This is a genomic window from Vibrio sp. ES.051 (assembly GCF_002563795.1).
In the GTDB taxonomy this organism is placed as follows: Bacteria; Pseudomonadota; Gammaproteobacteria; order Enterobacterales; family Vibrionaceae; genus Vibrio.
Genome location: NZ_PDJL01000004.1, coordinates 810,005 through 827,691 on the forward strand (window position 1 = coordinate 810,005; position 17,687 = coordinate 827,691).

The following is a 17,687-nucleotide window of genomic DNA, read 5'->3' on the forward strand; positions in this document are numbered from 1 at the left end:
CGCATCATACGCTCCGAAAACTCGCAAATGACTAAGTAAAATTCGGATGAATTCGGATATGGGCTGTATCCGAATTTCTAGGAATTGAAGTGGCTGAAAGCAGTCAGTCAAAGGCGTATTGTTTGCCGTGACCAAGATGTATTTGACGTAATTAACTAGGCAAACGACAAACATGAGCAAAACCAGTGATTGGAATATTGTTGCAACCGAAGGCGCTACCGTAGACGGTCGCCAGATTAGCGCGGCACAGATTAAAGAGATGGGTGAGTCATATTCGCCTGCACTTTATGGCGCATTAATTTGGCCTGAACACTTTCGCTCTCACTGGAACGTGTTCGAAGGTAATAACTGGGGTGAAGTGCCGCAAGTTAAAGCTGAAAAACGTGCAGGCAAACTGCGATTGCTGGCCAAAATTACGCCAAATGAGCTCTTACTCTCCGCTAACAAAAAAGGTCAGAAGCTCTATACCTCTATCGAGATGCACCCAGATTTCCAAGGAACAGGGCGAGCTTACCTGATTGGCCTAGCTGTGACTGACTCCCCAGCCTCAACGGGCACGACTCGCCTCAAGTTTTCTCGCCAAGCGGGTGAAACTCAAGAGATTGAAACCGATTCATTGGAGTTAATCGATCTTAGCGAGTTCTATTCTGTCAATCCGTTAGCACAAGCATTAGCGACCATCGCAAGCTATTTCCAATCTGGTGGGGAACTGCCAGAAATACCAACTGAACAGCCAGAACCCGAGGAAACGGAAGTGACCGAAGCGCAATTAAAAGCCGCACTAAAAGAGCAATTTGGTGTGCTTAAAGATGATTTAAAAACCGAGCTGAAAGATGAACTCAAGCAAGAGTTCAGTAAGCAAGAGCCCGAGCCAGAGCCAAAACCGGAAGTTAAGCCGGAAGGCACTACCGTCGAGCAGTTCTCTGCAACGCTGGAAGAAAAGCTTAACCCACTTTTAGAGAAAGTGTCTGCCCTTGAGACTAAGTTTAACGCCCTGTCGCAAGAAGTGCCGGGACAAGAGCCGGGCGGAGAAGGTGCGGCGGAAGACATTAGCAATTTTGTATAAGGAGCAATAGTAAATGCAATTAACTCAAACCGCTCGTGCATTGCTAGAGCAATACTGTGCAAAGCAGTGTGAAGTGTTTTCTCGTCCTGATGTAAGTAAGCAATTCGCTATTTCAGGCCCGATTGAAACGGCGCTAAAAAACAAGCTGATGGAGTCTGTTGATTTCCTCAAGCTGATCACGGTTGAAGATGTAGACCAAGTTTCTGGTCAGGTTGTGGATGTTGGCACCAATAAGCTACATACAGGCCGTAAAAAAGGTGGCCGCCATACGACCAACTCAAAGGTCGATGGCAATACTTACACGCTAGTCGAAACCGACTCTTGCGCCGTAGCAACATGGGATTTGCTGAGTGTTTGGGCTAACTCTGGTAAGCCTGGCGAATTCATGAAGCGCCTAAACGAAAATGCAACGTTGAACTTTGCGCAAGACATGATCCGTGTTGGTTTTAATGGTACGTCGGTAGCAGAAACAACCAACCCTGCTACCAGTCCAAACGGTGAAGACATCAACAAGGGCTGGCAGCAGCTAGTAAAAGAAAAGTCGCCAGAGCAAATCATTGATGTGGATATTTACCTAGACCCTGAAGGTGGTGGTGATTACACCAACTTAGACTCGATGGCGTCTGATTTAATCAATACCAAGATTCATCCGGCGTTGCGAAACGACCCAAACTTGATTGTGTTGGTGGGGGCTGATCTTCTTTCATTCGAACAGGCTCGTTTGTACGACGCGGCAAAAACACCAACAGAGAAGAAAGCAGCGCAACAATTGCCAAACTCTATTGCTGGTCGTCGTGCCATGTCGCCACCGTTCTTCCCTGGTATGCGAATGACAGTGACTACGCTGAAAAACCTGCATATCTATACGCAGCGCAACACGCGTCACCGTAAGTCGGAGCATGTAGAAGACCGCAAGCAACATGAAAACTCATACCTACGCAACGAAGGTTATGCCGTGGGTGATCATGAAGGTTACGCAAGCTTCAATGAAGCGAAAGTACACTTCGGTGCGACACCGGCGGCATAAGGGTAAATGACGATGCGCTTATCTCCTGGCATGAGAGACAACCTTGCAAAGAAAGCAGTAAAAGAGCGGCAAAGCGTTGGCGTAGGGTCTGTGGCTGACACCGACAGCCTGCACATTAAGCTGATTGACTTCGAAGAAGACCGCAAGCATTTACGCTCTTTCAATGCGATAGCTGACCGTGTCGAGCATAAGCGCAATGTCTTAGTCCCGAAATACAAGCCGTACGTTCAGCGTTACTTAGAAAGTGGTGAACAGTTCGAAAACCCCATCTTTACCAACTTGGTGATCTGGCTATTCGATATTAAAGAGCTGGATACCGCCATTGATTGGTGCATGAAGGCCATCGAACGTGACTTGCCAACACCAGAGAATTTTCGTCGTGATTGGCCGACATTCTGTGCTGATGAGGTATTGGCATGGGCAGAAAGCGAATCGGAACGGGGTAACTCGATTGAACCTTATTTCTCCCAAGTTTTTGAGAAGGTCGAGAAAGACTGGCGCTTACACGAGAAGGTTCACGCCAAGTGGTACAAGTTTGCGGGGTTATCCCTGATCCGAAATGAAGAAGGTCAACCGCAAGCGACAGCGGTCGGTAATTTGGAAACACTGAAACAGGCATTGGCTCTGCTTCATCACGCCCACGATAAGCACAGCAAAGTGGGCGTGGGCACCCAAATCAAGAAAATTGAACAACGTATTCGTGCCATTCAAGAAGGCACGAACCTTTAAAGACTCCTACGCCGCCGAGCCTCGGCTGGCGAGGGTGCGAGAGCTTTTAGTTCATCGTGACCTATCGACCCAGTGGTTAGAGGCTCACTTATTTTCATGAGGAATGGCAATGTTTACAGGCGCTTCCGGCTCGAACTATCAGGTGACAGAGATTACCAATGATGGTTTCTGGCCGAACATCAATGCAGGTGATTTCGAAAAGCGCCGCGGTATTCCTGCCGCTCAAGATACCGATCGGATTGCAATTGCTCTAGTTAATGCTGTCTCGGAAGTAAATCAGCAACTTGAAGATTTAAAAATCAAGTATCAAGAAGAGAGGCATGCGGCTGCTGGCGATGTTCCTGCTTTCCCGATAATGAATGGCAAAAACCGAGTGGTGTACCAGTACGAATCTGCCGTGTTCGCCAGAGCCAAAGCCGACTTGTTACCCGACATTGCAACCGTGCATACCAAGGACAAAGGTGATCACATGGCAGACAGAAGTGCAGAAGTGCGAACGGAGCTGCTTTCAGAAAGCCAGCGCATTATTCGAAATATGAAAGGGCTAAACCGCTCATCGGTGGATCTGCTATGAAAACGCAATACCAAGCAGGCTACAAGCTGCGTGATCTAAGCGCATTCTTAACCGCAGTTGTAGGCGACAAGATTGCTAAACGTATGGAATGTGAAATGGGCAAGGTTGAATTGAAGTTAGAAACCAAGCACATGGGCCACGGTTTTGACCTGATCTACCAGCGTTACGTTGCTGATTTTTACTTCGATAAGTTCCCTTTCAAAGAGTATGACCCTGCAGTGTTGTTCGCGAATGTTGGTGCTTGGCTAATGGATAACGACGTTGATCGTTTCCGTATTGAAGAGCTCGCCGACCCTGATGTGGATATCGTTCTAGAAGATGAGAAAAACGCCGAAGTGCTTATTTCAGTCATGTTTGAAGAGCCAGTAAAAGTCATCGAACACCCAGAGGGGCCGATTTACTGGAATAGTCGTCGCTGGAAAATCGAAGAATACGAGATTTGGCAGGCGCAGAGACTATCAAATATCACTATCCGTAATGTTTGAAATACGAGCCGATAAGCGCAGTTACCTGCGAGTGAAAGAACAACTTGAGTTGGTAATGCTCGATAAAAAGAGCCGCAAACGAATTTTAGCGCAGATAGGACGGTACACAAAAAAGCATACGCAGCAAAACATGCGTAATCAACAAGACCCAGAAGGTCATCGTTGGAAGAAACGCAAACGTGGCCGCACGAAGATGTTCAAGGGACTCGCTAGGAAAATTAAATACTTTCAGCGAGACAATCACCGAACAGTGTATATCGGTTGGCCCGGATTCTCTGGTTACGTTGCTGCAAAGCATCATTCAGGTGAAAACGAAGAAAGTAGCTTAAAAGCACGTTTTGTTCAGGCAAAGAAAAAGAAAGAACCAAAGAAAACCGATCCGGCAACGAGAGAACAAGCGAAAGAGTTACGCGATTTAGGGTACAGGTTTACGCCTCAAGGCAGACAGAAGAGAGGCAAAAAGCCAACGCTCAAATTCATTACTCAGAATATGACCGTAGCCGAAGTCGCAAAACTAATTAGTGATTTGGAAAACAAAACTCCATCACGCAAGTGGGAAGTAGACCGCCCAGAACGCCGATTAATAGGAGTGAGCCCCAAACGAGTGGCGATGATTATTAAGCGGGAATTGAATCGAAACAGGAGCAACTAAACATGGCATGGCCTACCGTCATTATTAACATACTGAACATGATGCGCGGACCGATTCCGGGCGTTGAATTTCACTTTCTGTTTGTCGTGTACGGCACCGTCGCGGGAGCCGAACGCAGCCTCATTATGGTGGACAACACCACGGATTTCGCCGATAGCACATTCGATAACATCGACCCTATACACATCCGAACGCTTAAAGCTGCTCAACGAAACGGCAAACAGAACTGGACTGCAGGTGTGATTGTTTTAGACCCAGCAGACAGTTGGCAAGCCGCGGTATTTAAAGCCAATGAAACCTCAAGTTTTGAAGCTGTTGTGCTCGATAAGCCAGACACAGGCAAAACCGTACTTGAAGACGCGATCGCGTTTCGTCATGAGCTTAAAGCCAAACTAGGGCGTGAAGTATTCATGATTTGCACGCTGCCCGGCATCAATGATGAATCGGTTGCAGGCGAGACATGGGCCGAGTGGCTAGCGGCAACCGTAGCCGTCCCTACCAATCTTGCGAGTGAATACATCACCGTTGTGCCTCAAGTACATAAAGATAACTCGACCGTTGGGATTTACGCTGGTCGCTTGGCCAATCAGGAAGTGTCAATTGCGGATTCACCGGCGCGAGTCAAAACCGGCAGTGTACTGGGCAGCATGGCGTTGGCGAGCGATAAGGAAAGCAAGCCGTTGGACTTGGCTACGTTAAAAGCCTTGGAAGCGGCGCGAATGGCGGTGCCGATGTGGTACCCAGATTATCCAGGTCAATATTGGACTACGGGTCGCACCTTAGATGTGCCGGGTGGGGATTTCCAAGACATTCGCCATATCCGTGTAGCCATGAAAGCGGCGCGTAAAGTGCGCGTGCGTGCCATTGCCCGAATTGCGGACCGTGAACTGAACTCAACACCGGGCAGTATCGCCGCGGCCAAACTCTACTTTACGCAAGACCTGCGCGAAATGGCGATAGTGAAAAAAATAGGTGATTACGAGTTCCCTGGTGAAATTAAGCCGCCGCAAGATGAAGACATCACCATTACTTGGATTAACAGTGAAGAAGTGGAAATTCTCCTTGCTGTTACGCCTTATGAATGCCCAGTGAAAATCACAATCGGCATCATGCTTAACCAACGTCTAGGAGAGTAATCAATGCATTCTCGTTATACAGGTCGAAGCTTCGACGTCAACATGTTGGGTGTTCTGGTTCACGTTGAATCGGCCACAGCAACCATTAGTGATGAATCTGCCGTCGATAAAGAGAAAGGTATCCCAACAGGCTTTACTCATGGCGCGGTCGGTTGCGAAGTGGAATATGAGTTGGATTTGAACAACTTCCGCAAGTTGCAGCAAAAAGCACGTGAAGCAGGCAGTTGGCGTGGCATCAAACCTCACGATTGTATGTTCTATGCCAATACTGGGGACGATGAAGACAAAGTCGAATTGTTCGGCGTAAAGCTGCAAATTTCAGACTTGCTAAGCATTGACCCTAACAGCAGTGATAAAACCAAGCGCAAGCTGAAAGGTTTTGTGACGAGCCCACACTTTGTTCGCATCAATGGTGTTTCATACCTAAGTACAGACGACACACGCGGTCTCATTTAAGCCTTTTCAGAGAGAGAAAGAATGCCGGATTTTATCGACCATGCCAGTAATAACGAAGCCAAATTCACCGAAATGGCGATTGCAGACCAACTTAAACGGTCAGTGCAGAGCCGCCAACAAGAAAGTGCGCAAGAGTGCTACGAGTGTGGCGATGAAATCCCAGAAGCGCGTCGGCTGGTTATAGCAGGGTGTCGTTACTGTGCAACTTGCCAGGCAGAACGGGAGTAACCGAATGAGAGACTGGTACGACAAAATAACCAGTGGAATTGCTTATCTAATGTCATTGGCAGGTATGACTTTCAGCAAACTGACATTTGAACAGTGGTATTTCATTTTATCACTGGTCATCGGCCTAGCAGCATTGGGTTTGAATTATTGGCACAAACGAGCAATGCAACGTATCGCAAGCGAAAAAGGAGTGGCACTGAATGAAATTGACTAAACGCATTCTTTGTTCCGTCGCTGCAGTCATCGGTCTGGTGACCGGCGGAGTCACATTAAGTAGCTCAGAGCTATCGATTGGCAATGTGATGATTGCGGGTGAGCAAGTCGGCCAGCTAAGAACCAGTCCAATAGGTTTGGAAATCATTGGTAATGCAGAGGGTTGTAGACAAGACCCTTATACCTGTCCTGCCGGACTGGCAACCAATGGCATTGGTAACACTCATGACGTGAAAGACCAAGTGGTGTCGTTAGAGCAGATCGCAACTGACTGGGTGAAGAATTTACAACAAGCTGAGCAGTGTATTAGCCGCGCCGAGGCTGACGCAGAAAAACGGATGTCACAAGGTCAGTTTGATGCGTTCACCTCTTTCAGTTTCAACACGGGTTGTACTCGGTTCATGCGTAACCGTGATGGCAGTGAAACTCAGATTTATCGCTACATCAAACAGGGCAACTTTACGAAAGCCTGTCATGAGTTGCCAAGGTGGGTTTATGGCGGTGGAGTGAAGCTGAAAGGTTTAATTGACCGCAGGGAAAAAGAACATGATCGCTGCCTCTCCATTTAAGCATGTTCCATGGGTTAAGTGGTTATTTATAGCCGTGATAGGGGGTGTCATGACATCGATGTGGTTGATGCTAAAAGCGAGTAAAGCTGAACAAGTCGCACTAAGTGCGCGTTTAGATACGGCCTTATCAACCAACCAAGTGAATCAGGTAACCATTGAAACCTTGACCGAAGAGAACCACGACTCGAATCAGATATTGGTCGAACGAGCCCGACAACACAGCATGATAGGGGAACAGCTCAATGAGGATATTGAAACGCTTCGACATCAACTTGCTGATGATGAGTGTTATCAAAAGCCTTGGCCTAGTGATGTTACTGACAGGTTGCGCCAGCCGTACTGAGTTAGTGACGACTCAAGTTGTAGTGAAGCTACCACCTGCGGGGCTGATAGTTCCTTGCCATAAACCAGAAATAAAAGGCACTAGTCCGTTAATAACGGCCAGTGAAGATGTCCCCCAATTAAAAGCGGCCCTGAGTCAATGCGCTCAGCAAGCCGAAGATTATTTGCAATGGCGTGCCAAGCACGAAGCTAAGCACACAAAGACGAAGAGAGATGAAAATGACTAAACCTGCTTTCACATCAAAACCTGTAGAAGTGACTATCGGTGGCAATGAGTTCGAATTCACACCATCGGTGCAAGATGCGAACAACTACACCAATGACATGATGCCAAACAACAAAGTGGCTCCTGCATACACGTATTTGACTCGCACGGTAAAACCCGAGCAGAAAGACGCGCTGATCGAGTTGCTTGATAGCGTTCCCGGCCTAACCATCGAGTTGTATGCAACCGTGAGTAATGCCTCTAAAGGTGGCATTGAAATCTCACTAAAAAAATAACTGACAGGGCAAAGCGGATTGAAGATAACCCACTTGAACAAGCCTTTGCCCTGCGTCGTCATTTTCTGCCAAACGAACCGGACGACGAACACAGTTTAAGCCGTGCTATCTGGCTGGATAAGTACCAGTTCGAACGCAACGAGCGAGCCGTCATGAGCGCAATCAGCCGATTGTTCAATAACTAAGGTAAGCATTACGCAATGAGTATGGAAAAGCTATTAATGCATGTGGCCTTGGTCGACCAAGTGACTAAACCACTGCAAGGCATTACCAAACAAGTGCAATCTTCCATGGAAGCAGGCAAGCAAGGCATGCAGAACATGGCGACAGGTGGCGCGGGTTTGGTTGCTGCTGGTTTTGCTATTCAAAATGCGTTGATGCCAGCCATTGAAATGGACAGAAAGCTCGGAGAGGTTAAATCGCTTGGAGTGACTGATGACGCATTAAAACAGTTACAAGCGACCTCCTTAGATTTCGCCGCTGAATACGGTAAATCAGCCACTGATTTTGTTAATGCGTCTTATGATATTCAGTCTGCTATTGCGGGCTTAAATGGTGATGAACTGTCTCAATTCACCAAAGCGTCCGGTGTATTAGCAGCAGCAACGAAAGCCGATACATCCACAATCACCAGTTACATGGGCACCATGTACGGGATATTTAAAACCCAAGCTACAGAGATGGGAAAAGGTGATTGGGTCGAGGTTGTCGCTGGCCAAACGGCTAGCGCGGTGCAAATGTTTAAAACAACTGGTTCAGAGATGAGCAGTGCCTTTTCAAGTGTTGGTGCTGACGCCACTTCGGCTGGCATTGCCATGAATGAACAAATGGCGATATTAGGTACCTTGCAAGCCACCATGAGTGGCAGTGAAGCGGGCACAAAATATCGCGCATTCCTTTCAGGGGTAGCAAAAGCTCAGGATGAGTTGGGGCTCAGTTTTACTGATAGCCAAGGAAAAATGCTGCCAATGATAGACATCCTAGAAAAAATCAAAGCTCAGTTTGGTGACACACTTAGTGTCGCGGAATCAGCACAGCTAGATAAGGCTTTTGGAAGTAAGCAAGCGACAGCGTTAATCAAACAATTAATGACGGACACCGACGGACTTGCAGGAAGCATTGAGCAACTCGGTCAAGTTCAAGGTATGTCAAAAGCCGAAGAAATGGCGCGCGCAATGACCGACCAATGGGAGCGCCTACAGTCAGTTTGGTTTGCTGTTCGTGCAGCGGTATTCGGTGCCATTCTTCCGTCTATCAATGCGGTTGTTGGTTCAATGGCTGACGGATTGATGGTTGTCGTGGGTTGGACAGACGAATTTCCTTGGCTGGCTGAAATTCTGGGTTATGTGGCTATTGCTGGTTTGTCCCTTGGCGGGGTGGTCGCAACGCTTTCGCTTGCTATGGGTATCGGGCAAATGATGTCAGCAGGTTGGGCCGTTACCATGACAGGCTTGAACAGCATAATGAAACTGCTACGCATTACCACAATTGCAAGCACCGCCGCCGCTTGGCTATTTAATGCCGCTTTATGGGCGAACCCAATCACGTGGGTAGTGGCTGGTATTGCACTGCTTATTGGTGGTGTGGCCGCTGCAATCTATTGGTGGGACGACTTAACCGCAGCATTCAAAGATACAGCTTGGTTTGATGTTATTGCCGGAGCGATTGAGGGCATTGTTGACCTACTGAACATGATCCCCGGTGTAGATATTGAACTGGGTAGCAAGGTTGATACACCAGAGATCAGGGCAGCGGTTCAAGCAGAGCAAAGCGGCCCTAAACCCATTCAGCCAATGGCGTTCGACGCAGCAGAAACGCCAACGGTTAATAGTGGCAGCATAGCAGAATACAAACAGTCGGGAGCGATGCCTACGCTACCGCCTAGCATGGTTCAAAACGTCACGACTACCCATAAACCACAAGGTAGCAATATGACTTCTTACGGTGACGTTTACATCACGGCACCAAGTGGAATGACACCAGACCAACTAGCGGAGTGGGATGAGCTCAATGCCGGATAGCCATTTATCAGAAAACAAAAAATACATCGATATAAGAGTGAACGACGGCGGTTGGGAGATGGACGCAGGGCAACAACCAACCGAGTGCAGTGATTTATACAGCATTGCGCAAGACATCAAACATTCAATTATGGAATCGGGTTTGGTCCGTCAGTTAGTTGCAGAGCGAAACCCTGCCTTACGTGCTGATGTATTAGTACAGATTGAGCAGTTATCGGAACTCGATGTGCGAATCATTCCGGGCAGCGCGACAGCGGCGGAGCCAGAAGTAGGGGTAATAACATTAACCGCAATCACTTATGAGTATGGTGATTTTGCGCTTTCTTTGGAAGAGAACGAAGTATGAATAAACGACCAAGCGCTGACTTTATCGAGATCTTAAGTGAATCGGGTGTACCGGTTACCGAAGAGGCACTGGAAGTTGAGTTAAAACAAAAAGTGGTGGGAGCTGGCAGTAAGGTCTCTAACGACTCTGAAATGTCGCCGTTTTGGCGATGGGTTCGTGCGGCGGTAGTAAGCCCTTGTGTGTGGTTAATCAGAACGTTATTGGCTCAGTATATTATGCCCAACATGTTTGTGGCGACGGCGCAGCGTTGGGGGTTGGAGTTAAAAGCTTGGGAACATAATATCGAGCCGAAAGACGCACAGAGAACACAAGGTTACATCACGCTCACTAAAGCAAATACAGCCGATGCGGTCACCGTTGATGGTGGCGCCGTGATCCAAACCCTACCTATTAATGGTGTGGTGTATAAGGTTCGCGTATTGACTGAAAGCGTGATTGAGGTAGAGCAGCCAACGGGCAAGGTGTTGGTTGAAGCATTTGAACCAGGAGCAGCTTTTAATTTACCTGCTGGTTATTTCAATATTATTCCTGAAGAAATCCCAGGCATTGTTGGTGCGGTCAATGAACCAGACTGGATAACCAAACTTGGTGCGAATGCCGAGAGCAATGAAGAGTTAGCCTTGCGTATACAGAACGCGTTCACCAGTTCGGGTGAATGGCACATCGATGATGTTTATCGTTCTATCATTGCCAGCGTTGCTGGCATTCGCAGCGATAACATTTACTTCAGAAATACAGGGGATGTTATTCCCGGCAGTGCTGAAGCTTTGATTTTGATGGAAGTAGGGGCAACGCCACAGCCCGTTCTTGACCAGTTAAATGAACACATTATGGCTCAAGGGCACCACGGCCATGGCGATGTGCTGACGTGCAAAGCCATTCCTGACATTGAATATGATGTGATTGCGGATGTGGTGTTAGCAGCGAACCTTGACGCACAAACCACAGTAAATGAACTGCTGGAAGCGGAAGACCGGATCAGAGCTGCCTTTCGTGAAACGGCGGCGTATCCAGAAATGACGCGTGCGAAGCCACGGAGCCGCTTTAGTTTGTCCTTGCTTGGCAGTGAGATCCACACCCATATGGCGGAGGTTGAATCGGTAAGGTTCACCGTAGGCGGAAAGATACAAGAAGACATCATCAGTGACCTAGAGCAGCCTCGCTTGAAATCGCTGACGGTGAGGTAACAAGCCATGTTTGAATATCAAAGCGACAACCCAAAACAACACGCACCAGAGTTACCAGAAATAGTTATCCCTTGGTGGCAAGACGGCAGCACTACATCGGAAGAAATCAAAGAGCCGCACTTTTTATCAAAAGGAGTATTTGCCTTTTTTCAAATGGTTCGGGGTTGGCTGTTGTTTCCGCTTCGCCAAATGGATGCGCTGACATGCAGCGAAAACACCTTGGAGCTAATGGCTTGGGATAGAGACATTACCCGCTTTGAAGGTGAGCCGCTGTCACTGTTTCGTAAGCGAGTGAAATTCGCAGCATTAAATGCCAAGGATGCCGGTAGTGTCGCAGGCTTCAAACGGATTTTTGAACGGTTAGGCATTGGTATCGTTGCGTTTAAAGAACGTGAAGATGCGATGAATTGGGATGTATGCACTATCGAACTTACCGATGGTGACATATCCAAAAGCAGTAAGTTAGCCCAGACCTTGATTGAACAATATGGAAGATCCTGCCGCCGTTACCGTTTCGAGGTGTGGTATCCCATTGAGTTGCACTTACGGACGGCTCAGTTTAGCCATAGCCAACAGCTGTTTAGCGCAAAACTACAGGAGTAAAATTTAATGACCCAAACCATTATCCCTTCAGAGTTTGAGCGGTATCTACTGGATAAAATCACGGCAGGCGGTGCGCCGAATATGAATGAGTTCGTGTTCGCTTACATTCCAGATCTAGACCCAGAGATACCGATAGCCCGTACTCAAGGTTTACCTGATGAAGCTTATGTTGTGCATCGTCAGTCAGTGGACCAAGTCGCCCGTTTGAACAGTAACACGTTGGTGTACTCTGTGATCCTCTTAGCGACTACCGCTAGCTTTACCTTTAATGCTATTTACTTGCATGACAAACATGTGGCGAATTCCTGCGGTTTAATTGTGCATAAAAGCACTGAAACGAAGGAAGCTAACATGACCGCCACTAAATCGGTGGCACAAGAGTATAGCGGTGCTGCCGCCATCGCGAATATCCATATAGACCCAGCAACGTGGCAAATTGATTTTCATGCTCGGCTAACGGGAATGGATGATGACTTACATTTGGCAAATCGCGATCACTATGGGAACACGGCATTTATCACTGGTTGTTCTGTGGTCAAGCAAGCAGAGCCAAATACTTACACCGTGAATTCTGGGGTGGTTTATGTCTCTGGGTTGCGTGTGGCCTTGCCGCAAACGCAGGTGGTTGTGAGTGCCAAACCTTGTGGGTTGTATTTGGATGTTGTGCGTCACGGCAGTGCGCTATCTCGCTGGGAAAATACGGCCACTGTTCGCAGCTCAGAAAGTGAATTGAACGATTACATTGATGAGTATGGTCACAAGCATTATATCGCTAGGTTGGCTGGCATAGATACATCGGGCGCAGTGAGCGACTGGCGAGTATGGGAGGTTATTACTCAGCAACAAGCGGAAGCGGGCGAGAGTGAGCTACGCAGTTTGTGGAGTGCTAAGCGCGTGTTCCAAGCCGTTGCATCCTACATCAATAAGAACATTAACAGCGCCACGCAAAGCGTCGCAGGGTGGATGAGCGCGGCGGACAAGAAAAAGCTCGATGGTATTGAGGCCGAGGCGCAGGTCAATGTCGCTACTAACTTAGGGGCAACGGGCAACGCCAACACGCAAACCGTCACAAGCTCGACGGGAAGTAATGCGACTTTACCCGCCGCCACCACAAGTAAAGCTGGCGTAATGACTGCAGGTGATAAATCTAAACTCAATGGCATTCAAGCAGGGGCGCAGGTCAATGTCGCCACTAACTTAGGGGCTACGGGCAACGCCAACACGCAAACCGTCACAAGCTCGACGGGAAGTAATGCGACTTTACCCGCCGCCACCACAAGCAAAGCTGGCGTAATGACCGCAAGCGATAAATCTAAGCTTAATGGTATCGCCGTTGGCGCAACCAAGAACCAATCGGATGCGCATTTAAAAAACCGTGCTAATCATACCGGAACACAGGCGATTTCTAGCGTATCAGGGTTACAAACCGCACTGAATAACAAGGTCAATGTTGGTGATGCGGTATCTGGGACCGTTTACTCAGGTACTGCGAACAAAAATACCCAGTTTCCTGTAGGGGCATATCTTATAGCTTGGGTGGGGTCAACTTACTACCGTCAGGGCTATGTAAACCGTCATACTACGCTGTACGTGGTTTCTTCGAATAGCGGAGATCATGCTCGTTACGGGTCTTCCTTATACGGAAATTACAAAGGAGCATCTGTAGCAGGTACATGGGCGTTTCGTGGGTATGTATATGCGATGGCTAACGTGCAAACAGGACTATTCCAGAGGGTTTTGTAATGAGAATAACAGCAGCAAGAAACTTAAAATACGCATCACCTGATAAAACTGTGATTGAGTGCGAAGTTCAGTGTTTGGGTGAATTAGGTACGGACTGGCTTCCATTCGCAATGTCATCTTCTGATACTGAAAAGCATGGAGAAGAGGCTTTTCAACGCGCAATTAACGGCGAACTTGGCGAGATTTCAGATTATGTGGAACCTGTTATCACGCCAGAAGAAGCCGCCGCCATGTTCGCCGAATCCGAAAACTTATGGGTCGCACAAGAGATGGATTTCATCGATATGCAAATCCGATTTCATGAAGATTCAGATGCTCGCGCTACGTTGACCGAGGCAGATTGGCGAACTTATCGAAGAGCATTACGTGACTATGTCAAAGATGGCGTTGTAACAACCGATACAAGACCGAAAAGGCCAATAGACATTACGGCGACCAGTGAGGCAAGTATTTAATGTGGCAATTATCGCCATTAAGTTGGCCAAGTCGTTCGCAGGATATTCAAAGCCGCGCGCAATCGGTCACCGATAAAATCAGTACCACGACGAATGAGGCTGTTAGCCGGTTGATGAGCCTTGAAAGTGACGCCAATTACGGGCGTCATGCTTTAGGTACGGAAGCTGAGGCCTTGCTAGGTTTGCGCGCGGAACTTGAATCCTTGCTCGTTACTGGCACCGTGCTTTCTGCCACACCCTATCAGTTTCAAGTCGGTACCAAATTAGACTCTGGATGTTATCTCAACCCCCAAGCGGCAATAAAAGTACTGTCGAGTAAGCTTCGTGATCACGCTGACCAATATCGTCCTAATGGACATCTTTATTGTGTTGCCGTCATGTTGACCGCGTCGCAGTTAACCCAGTTCGCTAACCAATTGGTTGAGCTTGTTTCTGTGTTCCCGCTGCCTGATTGGTGTCAGGTAAGCAGACTGACTCAGTCACTGACTACCAATGAAAAAGATAAGCTTCACCAACCTGCTGCAATCGTTCAGCCACGCTTTAAACCGATGGCAAAACTTAATGTCAATCCATTGCATGAAGCTTTGCATTGGCAGGGTGCGCAAATTGCCATGCTCGAATCGTTAGCTGATGACGCAAACCATGTGATCGGGAAGTTGCAGGCACTGGCAGCAAAGAGAGCTACTAGGTTGGGTGATGTCAAAGCCCAGATAAATGCACTTAAAAACCTAAAAGGCAGTGTTTACGCTTTCTCTGTTACTGGTAATGCTGAAAGTATCGCAACGCAGATTAGCCAAGCAGGTGCGCCAAACAATCATCAATTCACCGTGGCGAGTCTATTGATTAGCCATGAACCCATGACCTTTTTTGAGGAGTTGCTATGTTAGCTCTCGATGGTGTGGCGGTTAACTTAGACTCGATGAAAGTTGAAATGTCGATGGAGTTAAAAGACCAAGACATGAGCGGTCAATCATCGGGTACCGATATGGCAGAGCAAGGCGATAAAGGTAAGAAACTGACCTTTAGTGGCCGTGTTCCTTTCACACGTGTAGAAACGCTCACCCAGTTGTATTCGCTTGCTTCGGACAAAGACGAAACCAATACAAGGCGAGTCTATCGAATTGGTAATGACATTGCGCGAGCACTGAAAATTCGTAATGTGAAATTCACAGGTCGGATAAATGCACGTGAACATGAAACGCTGCAAGCTTGGAATGTTTCTTTTGAGTTGCGAGAGCACAACAGCGTAGCAGAGCAGCGAGAGCAAAGAGCCAAACAGCAAAGTAAGCCTGAGCAACGAGAAAATACTCGACTTAAACAGGCATTGACCACGGCAGAGGAAGCGACGAAATGAAGTTAGAGAAACGCTTGTTCATCAGTGGCGAAGAAGTAAAACTGGTCAGTAACATGGTGAGCCTAAAGCTATCACTGGGTGGTGTCGCTATCTTCGAAATTGAAGCTAAAGAGCAACCAGAGCAGTTTGAGTCTGTACGTTTTGATATTGGGTATGAGAACAAAACCGCCTCGTGGTTTGAGGGCTATATCGACAAGGTTCAACCTGCAGCAAATGGCTATCATAAGATTACGGTTAAAGAACTGGCTGGCATTTTGTCCAAACGTTGGGCGGTTAGCCTAGAGCACCCAACCGCAGAGCAGGTGATCGGCGTTCTTTCAGATTTAACAGGGCTTGAGTTCAATCTACCTGATTCCGAATACATCAAAACCACGATTCCAAACTTTGTTTGCCAAGGAACGGGCTATCAATGTTTAGAGCAAGTCGCCAAGGCGTTTTCTATTCCTGATAGTGTTTGGTTCCAACATACTGATCAGGTGGTTTACTTCGGTTCATATCAAGATAGTCATTTCAACAACAAACCGATGCCATTGCCTGAAGAGTTTACTAGTCGCCAAAGTGGTAACAGTGTCACCTTTGTGCCGTTTCCAATGCTTAGGCCGGGCAGAGTGATGAACGATAAGCGCGTCAATCGCATTGATTTGATTCAAGACGAAATGACCGCTTATTGGAAAACGGAACAATCAGAGGTGCCACCTAAAAAGCGTGAAACACTACAGCATTTTCCTGAGTTGGCGGCAGGTTTCCATTTGCCAAAATTTGGGCGGGTGGAAGCGCTGAGAGATACCGCTACCGCAGGACAACTGGCGGACCCTTTTCGTCCAAGGTTGTCGGTAGACGTTCAAATCCTCGATGAGGATTTACAGCCAGACAGTAATGTACCGGTTTATCGTTCAATTCCATTACCTGTTCACATGAGCGGGCATGAATCTGGATTGGTTGCTTATCCATTAGAAGGGACGTTGGTTGAGATTGCTTTTGCTTATGGCCGAAATGATAAGCCAATTATTCGCGGTGTGTATGGTCGTGAATATTCACTGCCTTCGATAGAGCCAGGGGAACAACTGCAACAGCAACGTGAAGAGGTAAGCAACCGCATTGATGCAGCAGGAAATACCACCCAGCAAACCGACCAAACACAAAAGCAAAGAGCGTTCGAAAAGCTAGACCAAGCAGAACGCTATCGTGGTGAATTTGGTCAACACCATATTATGGTTGATGAGCACAGCATTGAAGAGGTGGTCGGCAAAAAGCTTATTGAAGCACTCGGCGCGATTAACCTAATTGCCGGTGATGATATTGTGCTAGGTAGTTTAGGTAACATACAAACGGCGACCGCCGGTGATTTGGTCACGGTGATCGGTCGGCTGAGAAACACTGTTATTGCTCAAGACGAAAAACTCAAGGTGATGGGCCAACGATTAGAAACCATAGAGAAAGACTGGCAGGCTAGTGCTAAGAATATGCGCTTCACCGCGGACCTAATAACCATGAACGGCGGCAAAGGCGTCGTGCAGGGCGATTGCATCTGTGCATTCACTGGTTTGCCGCATTCTGATTTATCTAGCACCGTCAAGGCAGGAAAATAATGGCACTTAGTAAATCTTCATTAAAAAATAGAATCTTGTCAGAGCTACAATCACAAGGGTTTGTAACATCTGGAGCTCACGCCAAATCAGATGAACTTGCCACCGCTATCGCCAATGCTGTCGTTGATGAGATAAAAGCCAACGCTAAAGCTACTATCGAAAGCGGCAGTTCTGCCGGAAGTTGGCCGATACAATAATCACGCGTACATATAGTAGTGTTATCGATAGTCGTTTATAAATTATTCGAATTTAACTCACCTAGAAGTGATATTTACCAAGGCGTTTTATCTCTCAATATTGTCACTAACATGCTGATTATAAATTGAAGTGATAAATAAAAGGCGGCAGTATATAAGAATTGAACACGGCGATCGGCTGTAGACGAAGCGTTATGCTTCTTTGTTTCGGAAC

General features: G+C 47.5%; 25 protein-coding genes. All 25 read left to right on the forward strand.

The window, feature by feature from the left end:
• Nucleotides 1-172 precede the first annotated feature (172 nt).
• The 25 genes from ATG66_RS10170 to ATG66_RS10285 all read left to right on the forward strand — a co-directional run bounded on the left by ATG66_RS10170 (nt 173) and on the right by ATG66_RS10285 (nt 17,473).
• Complete coding sequence (locus ATG66_RS10170) at nt 173-1,066, forward strand: GPO family capsid scaffolding protein (RefSeq protein WP_098415183.1); 894 nt, start codon at nt 173-175, stop codon at nt 1,064-1,066.
• A 13-nt stretch (nt 1,067-1,079) separates the two neighbouring features.
• Nucleotides 1,080-2,093, forward strand: a complete 1,014-nt coding sequence (locus tag ATG66_RS10175; RefSeq protein ID WP_098415184.1) for a phage major capsid protein, P2 family — start codon at nt 1,080-1,082, stop codon at nt 2,091-2,093.
• 12 nt (nt 2,094-2,105) lie between these two features.
• On the forward strand, nt 2,106-2,822 hold the full coding sequence (gene gpM, locus ATG66_RS10180; RefSeq protein WP_098415185.1) for a phage terminase small subunit: 717 nt from the start codon (nt 2,106-2,108) through the stop codon (nt 2,820-2,822).
• Nucleotides 2,823-2,931: 109 nt separating this feature from the next.
• Entirely contained in the window at nt 2,932-3,396 is a 465-nt protein-coding gene (locus ATG66_RS10185; protein ID WP_098415186.1) for a head completion/stabilization protein, read from the forward strand.
• The gene (locus ATG66_RS10190) at nt 3,393-3,881 is read left to right on the forward strand and encodes a phage tail protein (protein WP_098415187.1); all 489 of its coding nucleotides are present in this window, start codon (nt 3,393-3,395) and stop codon (nt 3,879-3,881) included. The genes ATG66_RS10185 and ATG66_RS10190 overlap by 4 nt, the downstream gene beginning before the upstream one ends.
• On the forward strand, nt 3,874-4,533 hold the full coding sequence (locus ATG66_RS10195) for a phage virion morphogenesis protein (protein WP_098415188.1): 660 nt from the start codon (nt 3,874-3,876) through the stop codon (nt 4,531-4,533). The genes ATG66_RS10190 and ATG66_RS10195 overlap by 8 nt, the downstream gene beginning before the upstream one ends.
• A gap of 2 nt (nt 4,534-4,535) precedes the next feature.
• Nucleotides 4,536-5,669, forward strand: coding sequence for a DUF2586 domain-containing protein (locus ATG66_RS10200; RefSeq protein WP_098415189.1), 1,134 nt, complete (start codon nt 4,536-4,538; stop codon nt 5,667-5,669).
• A 3-nt stretch (nt 5,670-5,672) separates the two neighbouring features.
• Entirely contained in the window at nt 5,673-6,125 is a 453-nt protein-coding gene (locus tag ATG66_RS10205) for a phage protein (protein ID WP_098415190.1), read from the forward strand.
• Between the two features lie 21 nt (nt 6,126-6,146).
• Nucleotides 6,147-6,353: a TraR/DksA C4-type zinc finger protein gene (locus ATG66_RS10210; protein WP_098415191.1), complete on the forward strand. Its 207-nt coding sequence runs from the start codon at nt 6,147-6,149 to the stop codon at nt 6,351-6,353.
• A 4-nt stretch (nt 6,354-6,357) separates the two neighbouring features.
• Entirely contained in the window at nt 6,358-6,567 is a 210-nt protein-coding gene (locus ATG66_RS10215; RefSeq protein WP_098415192.1) for an HP1 family phage holin, read from the forward strand.
• Complete coding sequence (locus ATG66_RS10220) at nt 6,554-7,135, forward strand: lysozyme (protein ID WP_098415193.1); 582 nt, start codon at nt 6,554-6,556, stop codon at nt 7,133-7,135. The genes ATG66_RS10215 and ATG66_RS10220 overlap by 14 nt, the downstream gene beginning before the upstream one ends.
• A gap of 49 nt (nt 7,136-7,184) precedes the next feature.
• Entirely contained in the window at nt 7,185-7,478 is a 294-nt protein-coding gene (locus ATG66_RS10225; RefSeq protein WP_143699682.1) for a hypothetical protein, read from the forward strand.
• Nucleotides 7,378-7,704: an Rz1-like lysis system protein LysC gene (lysC, locus tag ATG66_RS10230; protein ID WP_257145733.1), complete on the forward strand. Its 327-nt coding sequence runs from the start codon at nt 7,378-7,380 to the stop codon at nt 7,702-7,704. Before ATG66_RS10225 ends, lysC begins: the two co-directional genes overlap by 101 nt.
• Nucleotides 7,697-7,978, forward strand: a complete 282-nt coding sequence (locus ATG66_RS10235; RefSeq protein WP_098415196.1) for a putative phage tail assembly chaperone — start codon at nt 7,697-7,699, stop codon at nt 7,976-7,978. Before lysC ends, ATG66_RS10235 begins: the two co-directional genes overlap by 8 nt.
• Nucleotides 7,979-8,028: 50 nt before the next feature.
• On the forward strand, nt 8,029-8,163 hold the full coding sequence (locus ATG66_RS21195) for a DUF6890 family protein (RefSeq protein ID WP_373560843.1): 135 nt from the start codon (nt 8,029-8,031) through the stop codon (nt 8,161-8,163).
• A gap of 15 nt (nt 8,164-8,178) precedes the next feature.
• Nucleotides 8,179-9,999: a phage tail tape measure protein gene (locus ATG66_RS10240; RefSeq protein ID WP_098415197.1), complete on the forward strand. Its 1,821-nt coding sequence runs from the start codon at nt 8,179-8,181 to the stop codon at nt 9,997-9,999.
• Nucleotides 9,980-10,345, forward strand: a complete 366-nt coding sequence (locus ATG66_RS10245; protein ID WP_098415198.1) for a DUF2590 family protein — start codon at nt 9,980-9,982, stop codon at nt 10,343-10,345. The genes ATG66_RS10240 and ATG66_RS10245 overlap by 20 nt, the downstream gene beginning before the upstream one ends.
• Complete coding sequence (locus ATG66_RS10250; protein ID WP_098415199.1) at nt 10,342-11,532, forward strand: baseplate J/gp47 family protein; 1,191 nt, start codon at nt 10,342-10,344, stop codon at nt 11,530-11,532. Before ATG66_RS10245 ends, ATG66_RS10250 begins: the two co-directional genes overlap by 4 nt.
• A gap of 6 nt (nt 11,533-11,538) precedes the next feature.
• Nucleotides 11,539-12,135 (forward strand): phage tail protein, encoded by a 597-nt coding sequence (locus tag ATG66_RS10255; protein WP_098415200.1) that lies wholly within the window; start codon nt 11,539-11,541, stop codon nt 12,133-12,135.
• A gap of 6 nt (nt 12,136-12,141) precedes the next feature.
• The gene (locus tag ATG66_RS10260) at nt 12,142-13,878 is read left to right on the forward strand and encodes a phage tail protein (RefSeq protein ID WP_098415201.1); all 1,737 of its coding nucleotides are present in this window, start codon (nt 12,142-12,144) and stop codon (nt 13,876-13,878) included.
• On the forward strand, nt 13,878-14,333 hold the full coding sequence (locus ATG66_RS10265) for a hypothetical protein (RefSeq protein WP_098415202.1): 456 nt from the start codon (nt 13,878-13,880) through the stop codon (nt 14,331-14,333). Before ATG66_RS10260 ends, ATG66_RS10265 begins: the two co-directional genes overlap by 1 nt.
• Nucleotides 14,333-15,220, forward strand: a complete 888-nt coding sequence (locus ATG66_RS10270) for a hypothetical protein (RefSeq protein ID WP_098415203.1) — start codon at nt 14,333-14,335, stop codon at nt 15,218-15,220. The genes ATG66_RS10265 and ATG66_RS10270 overlap by 1 nt, the downstream gene beginning before the upstream one ends.
• Nucleotides 15,214-15,687 (forward strand): baseplate complex protein, encoded by a 474-nt coding sequence (locus tag ATG66_RS10275; RefSeq protein WP_098415204.1) that lies wholly within the window; start codon nt 15,214-15,216, stop codon nt 15,685-15,687. The genes ATG66_RS10270 and ATG66_RS10275 overlap by 7 nt, the downstream gene beginning before the upstream one ends.
• Entirely contained in the window at nt 15,684-17,276 is a 1,593-nt protein-coding gene (locus ATG66_RS10280; RefSeq protein ID WP_098415205.1) for a hypothetical protein, read from the forward strand. The genes ATG66_RS10275 and ATG66_RS10280 overlap by 4 nt, the downstream gene beginning before the upstream one ends.
• Nucleotides 17,276-17,473: a hypothetical protein gene (locus ATG66_RS10285; protein WP_098415206.1), complete on the forward strand. Its 198-nt coding sequence runs from the start codon at nt 17,276-17,278 to the stop codon at nt 17,471-17,473. The genes ATG66_RS10280 and ATG66_RS10285 overlap by 1 nt, the downstream gene beginning before the upstream one ends.
• Nucleotides 17,474-17,687: the final 214 nt, after the last annotated feature.

Bases quoted from the DNA above. Each gene is read 5' to 3' on its own strand.
- ATG66_RS10260 (WP_098415201.1), top strand. From the start codon at position 12,142: ATGACCCAAACCATTATCCCTTCAGAGTTTGAGCGGTATCTACTGGAT.
- ATG66_RS10190 (WP_098415187.1), top strand. From the start codon at position 3,393: ATGAAAACGCAATACCAAGCAGGCTACAAGCTGCGTGATCTAAGCGCA.
- ATG66_RS10200 (WP_098415189.1), top strand. From the start codon at position 4,536: ATGGCATGGCCTACCGTCATTATTAACATACTGAACATGATGCGCGGA.
- ATG66_RS10175 (WP_098415184.1), top strand. From the start codon at position 1,080: ATGCAATTAACTCAAACCGCTCGTGCATTGCTAGAGCAATACTGTGCA.
- ATG66_RS10240 (WP_098415197.1), top strand. From the start codon at position 8,179: ATGAGTATGGAAAAGCTATTAATGCATGTGGCCTTGGTCGACCAAGTG.
- ATG66_RS10205 (WP_098415190.1), top strand. From the start codon at position 5,673: ATGCATTCTCGTTATACAGGTCGAAGCTTCGACGTCAACATGTTGGGT.
- ATG66_RS10225 (WP_143699682.1), top strand. From the start codon at position 7,185: ATGACATCGATGTGGTTGATGCTAAAAGCGAGTAAAGCTGAACAAGTC.
- ATG66_RS10185 (WP_098415186.1), top strand. From the start codon at position 2,932: ATGTTTACAGGCGCTTCCGGCTCGAACTATCAGGTGACAGAGATTACC.
- gpM (WP_098415185.1), top strand. From the start codon at position 2,106: ATGCGCTTATCTCCTGGCATGAGAGACAACCTTGCAAAGAAAGCAGTA.
- lysC (WP_257145733.1), top strand. From the start codon at position 7,378: ATGAGGATATTGAAACGCTTCGACATCAACTTGCTGATGATGAGTGTT.
- ATG66_RS10265 (WP_098415202.1), top strand. From the start codon at position 13,878: ATGAGAATAACAGCAGCAAGAAACTTAAAATACGCATCACCTGATAAA.
- ATG66_RS10210 (WP_098415191.1), top strand. From the start codon at position 6,147: ATGCCGGATTTTATCGACCATGCCAGTAATAACGAAGCCAAATTCACC.
- ATG66_RS10235 (WP_098415196.1), top strand. From the start codon at position 7,697: ATGACTAAACCTGCTTTCACATCAAAACCTGTAGAAGTGACTATCGGT.
- ATG66_RS10170 (WP_098415183.1), top strand. From the start codon at position 173: ATGAGCAAAACCAGTGATTGGAATATTGTTGCAACCGAAGGCGCTACC.
- ATG66_RS10275 (WP_098415204.1), top strand. From the start codon at position 15,214: ATGTTAGCTCTCGATGGTGTGGCGGTTAACTTAGACTCGATGAAAGTT.
- ATG66_RS10220 (WP_098415193.1), top strand. From the start codon at position 6,554: ATGAAATTGACTAAACGCATTCTTTGTTCCGTCGCTGCAGTCATCGGT.
- ATG66_RS10215 (WP_098415192.1), top strand. From the start codon at position 6,358: ATGAGAGACTGGTACGACAAAATAACCAGTGGAATTGCTTATCTAATG.
- ATG66_RS10250 (WP_098415199.1), top strand. From the start codon at position 10,342: ATGAATAAACGACCAAGCGCTGACTTTATCGAGATCTTAAGTGAATCG.
- ATG66_RS10255 (WP_098415200.1), top strand. From the start codon at position 11,539: ATGTTTGAATATCAAAGCGACAACCCAAAACAACACGCACCAGAGTTA.
- ATG66_RS10285 (WP_098415206.1), top strand. From the start codon at position 17,276: ATGGCACTTAGTAAATCTTCATTAAAAAATAGAATCTTGTCAGAGCTA.
- ATG66_RS10270 (WP_098415203.1), top strand. From the start codon at position 14,333: ATGTGGCAATTATCGCCATTAAGTTGGCCAAGTCGTTCGCAGGATATT.
- ATG66_RS10280 (WP_098415205.1), top strand. From the start codon at position 15,684: ATGAAGTTAGAGAAACGCTTGTTCATCAGTGGCGAAGAAGTAAAACTG.
- ATG66_RS10245 (WP_098415198.1), top strand. From the start codon at position 9,980: ATGAGCTCAATGCCGGATAGCCATTTATCAGAAAACAAAAAATACATC.
- ATG66_RS10195 (WP_098415188.1), top strand. From the start codon at position 3,874: ATGTTTGAAATACGAGCCGATAAGCGCAGTTACCTGCGAGTGAAAGAA.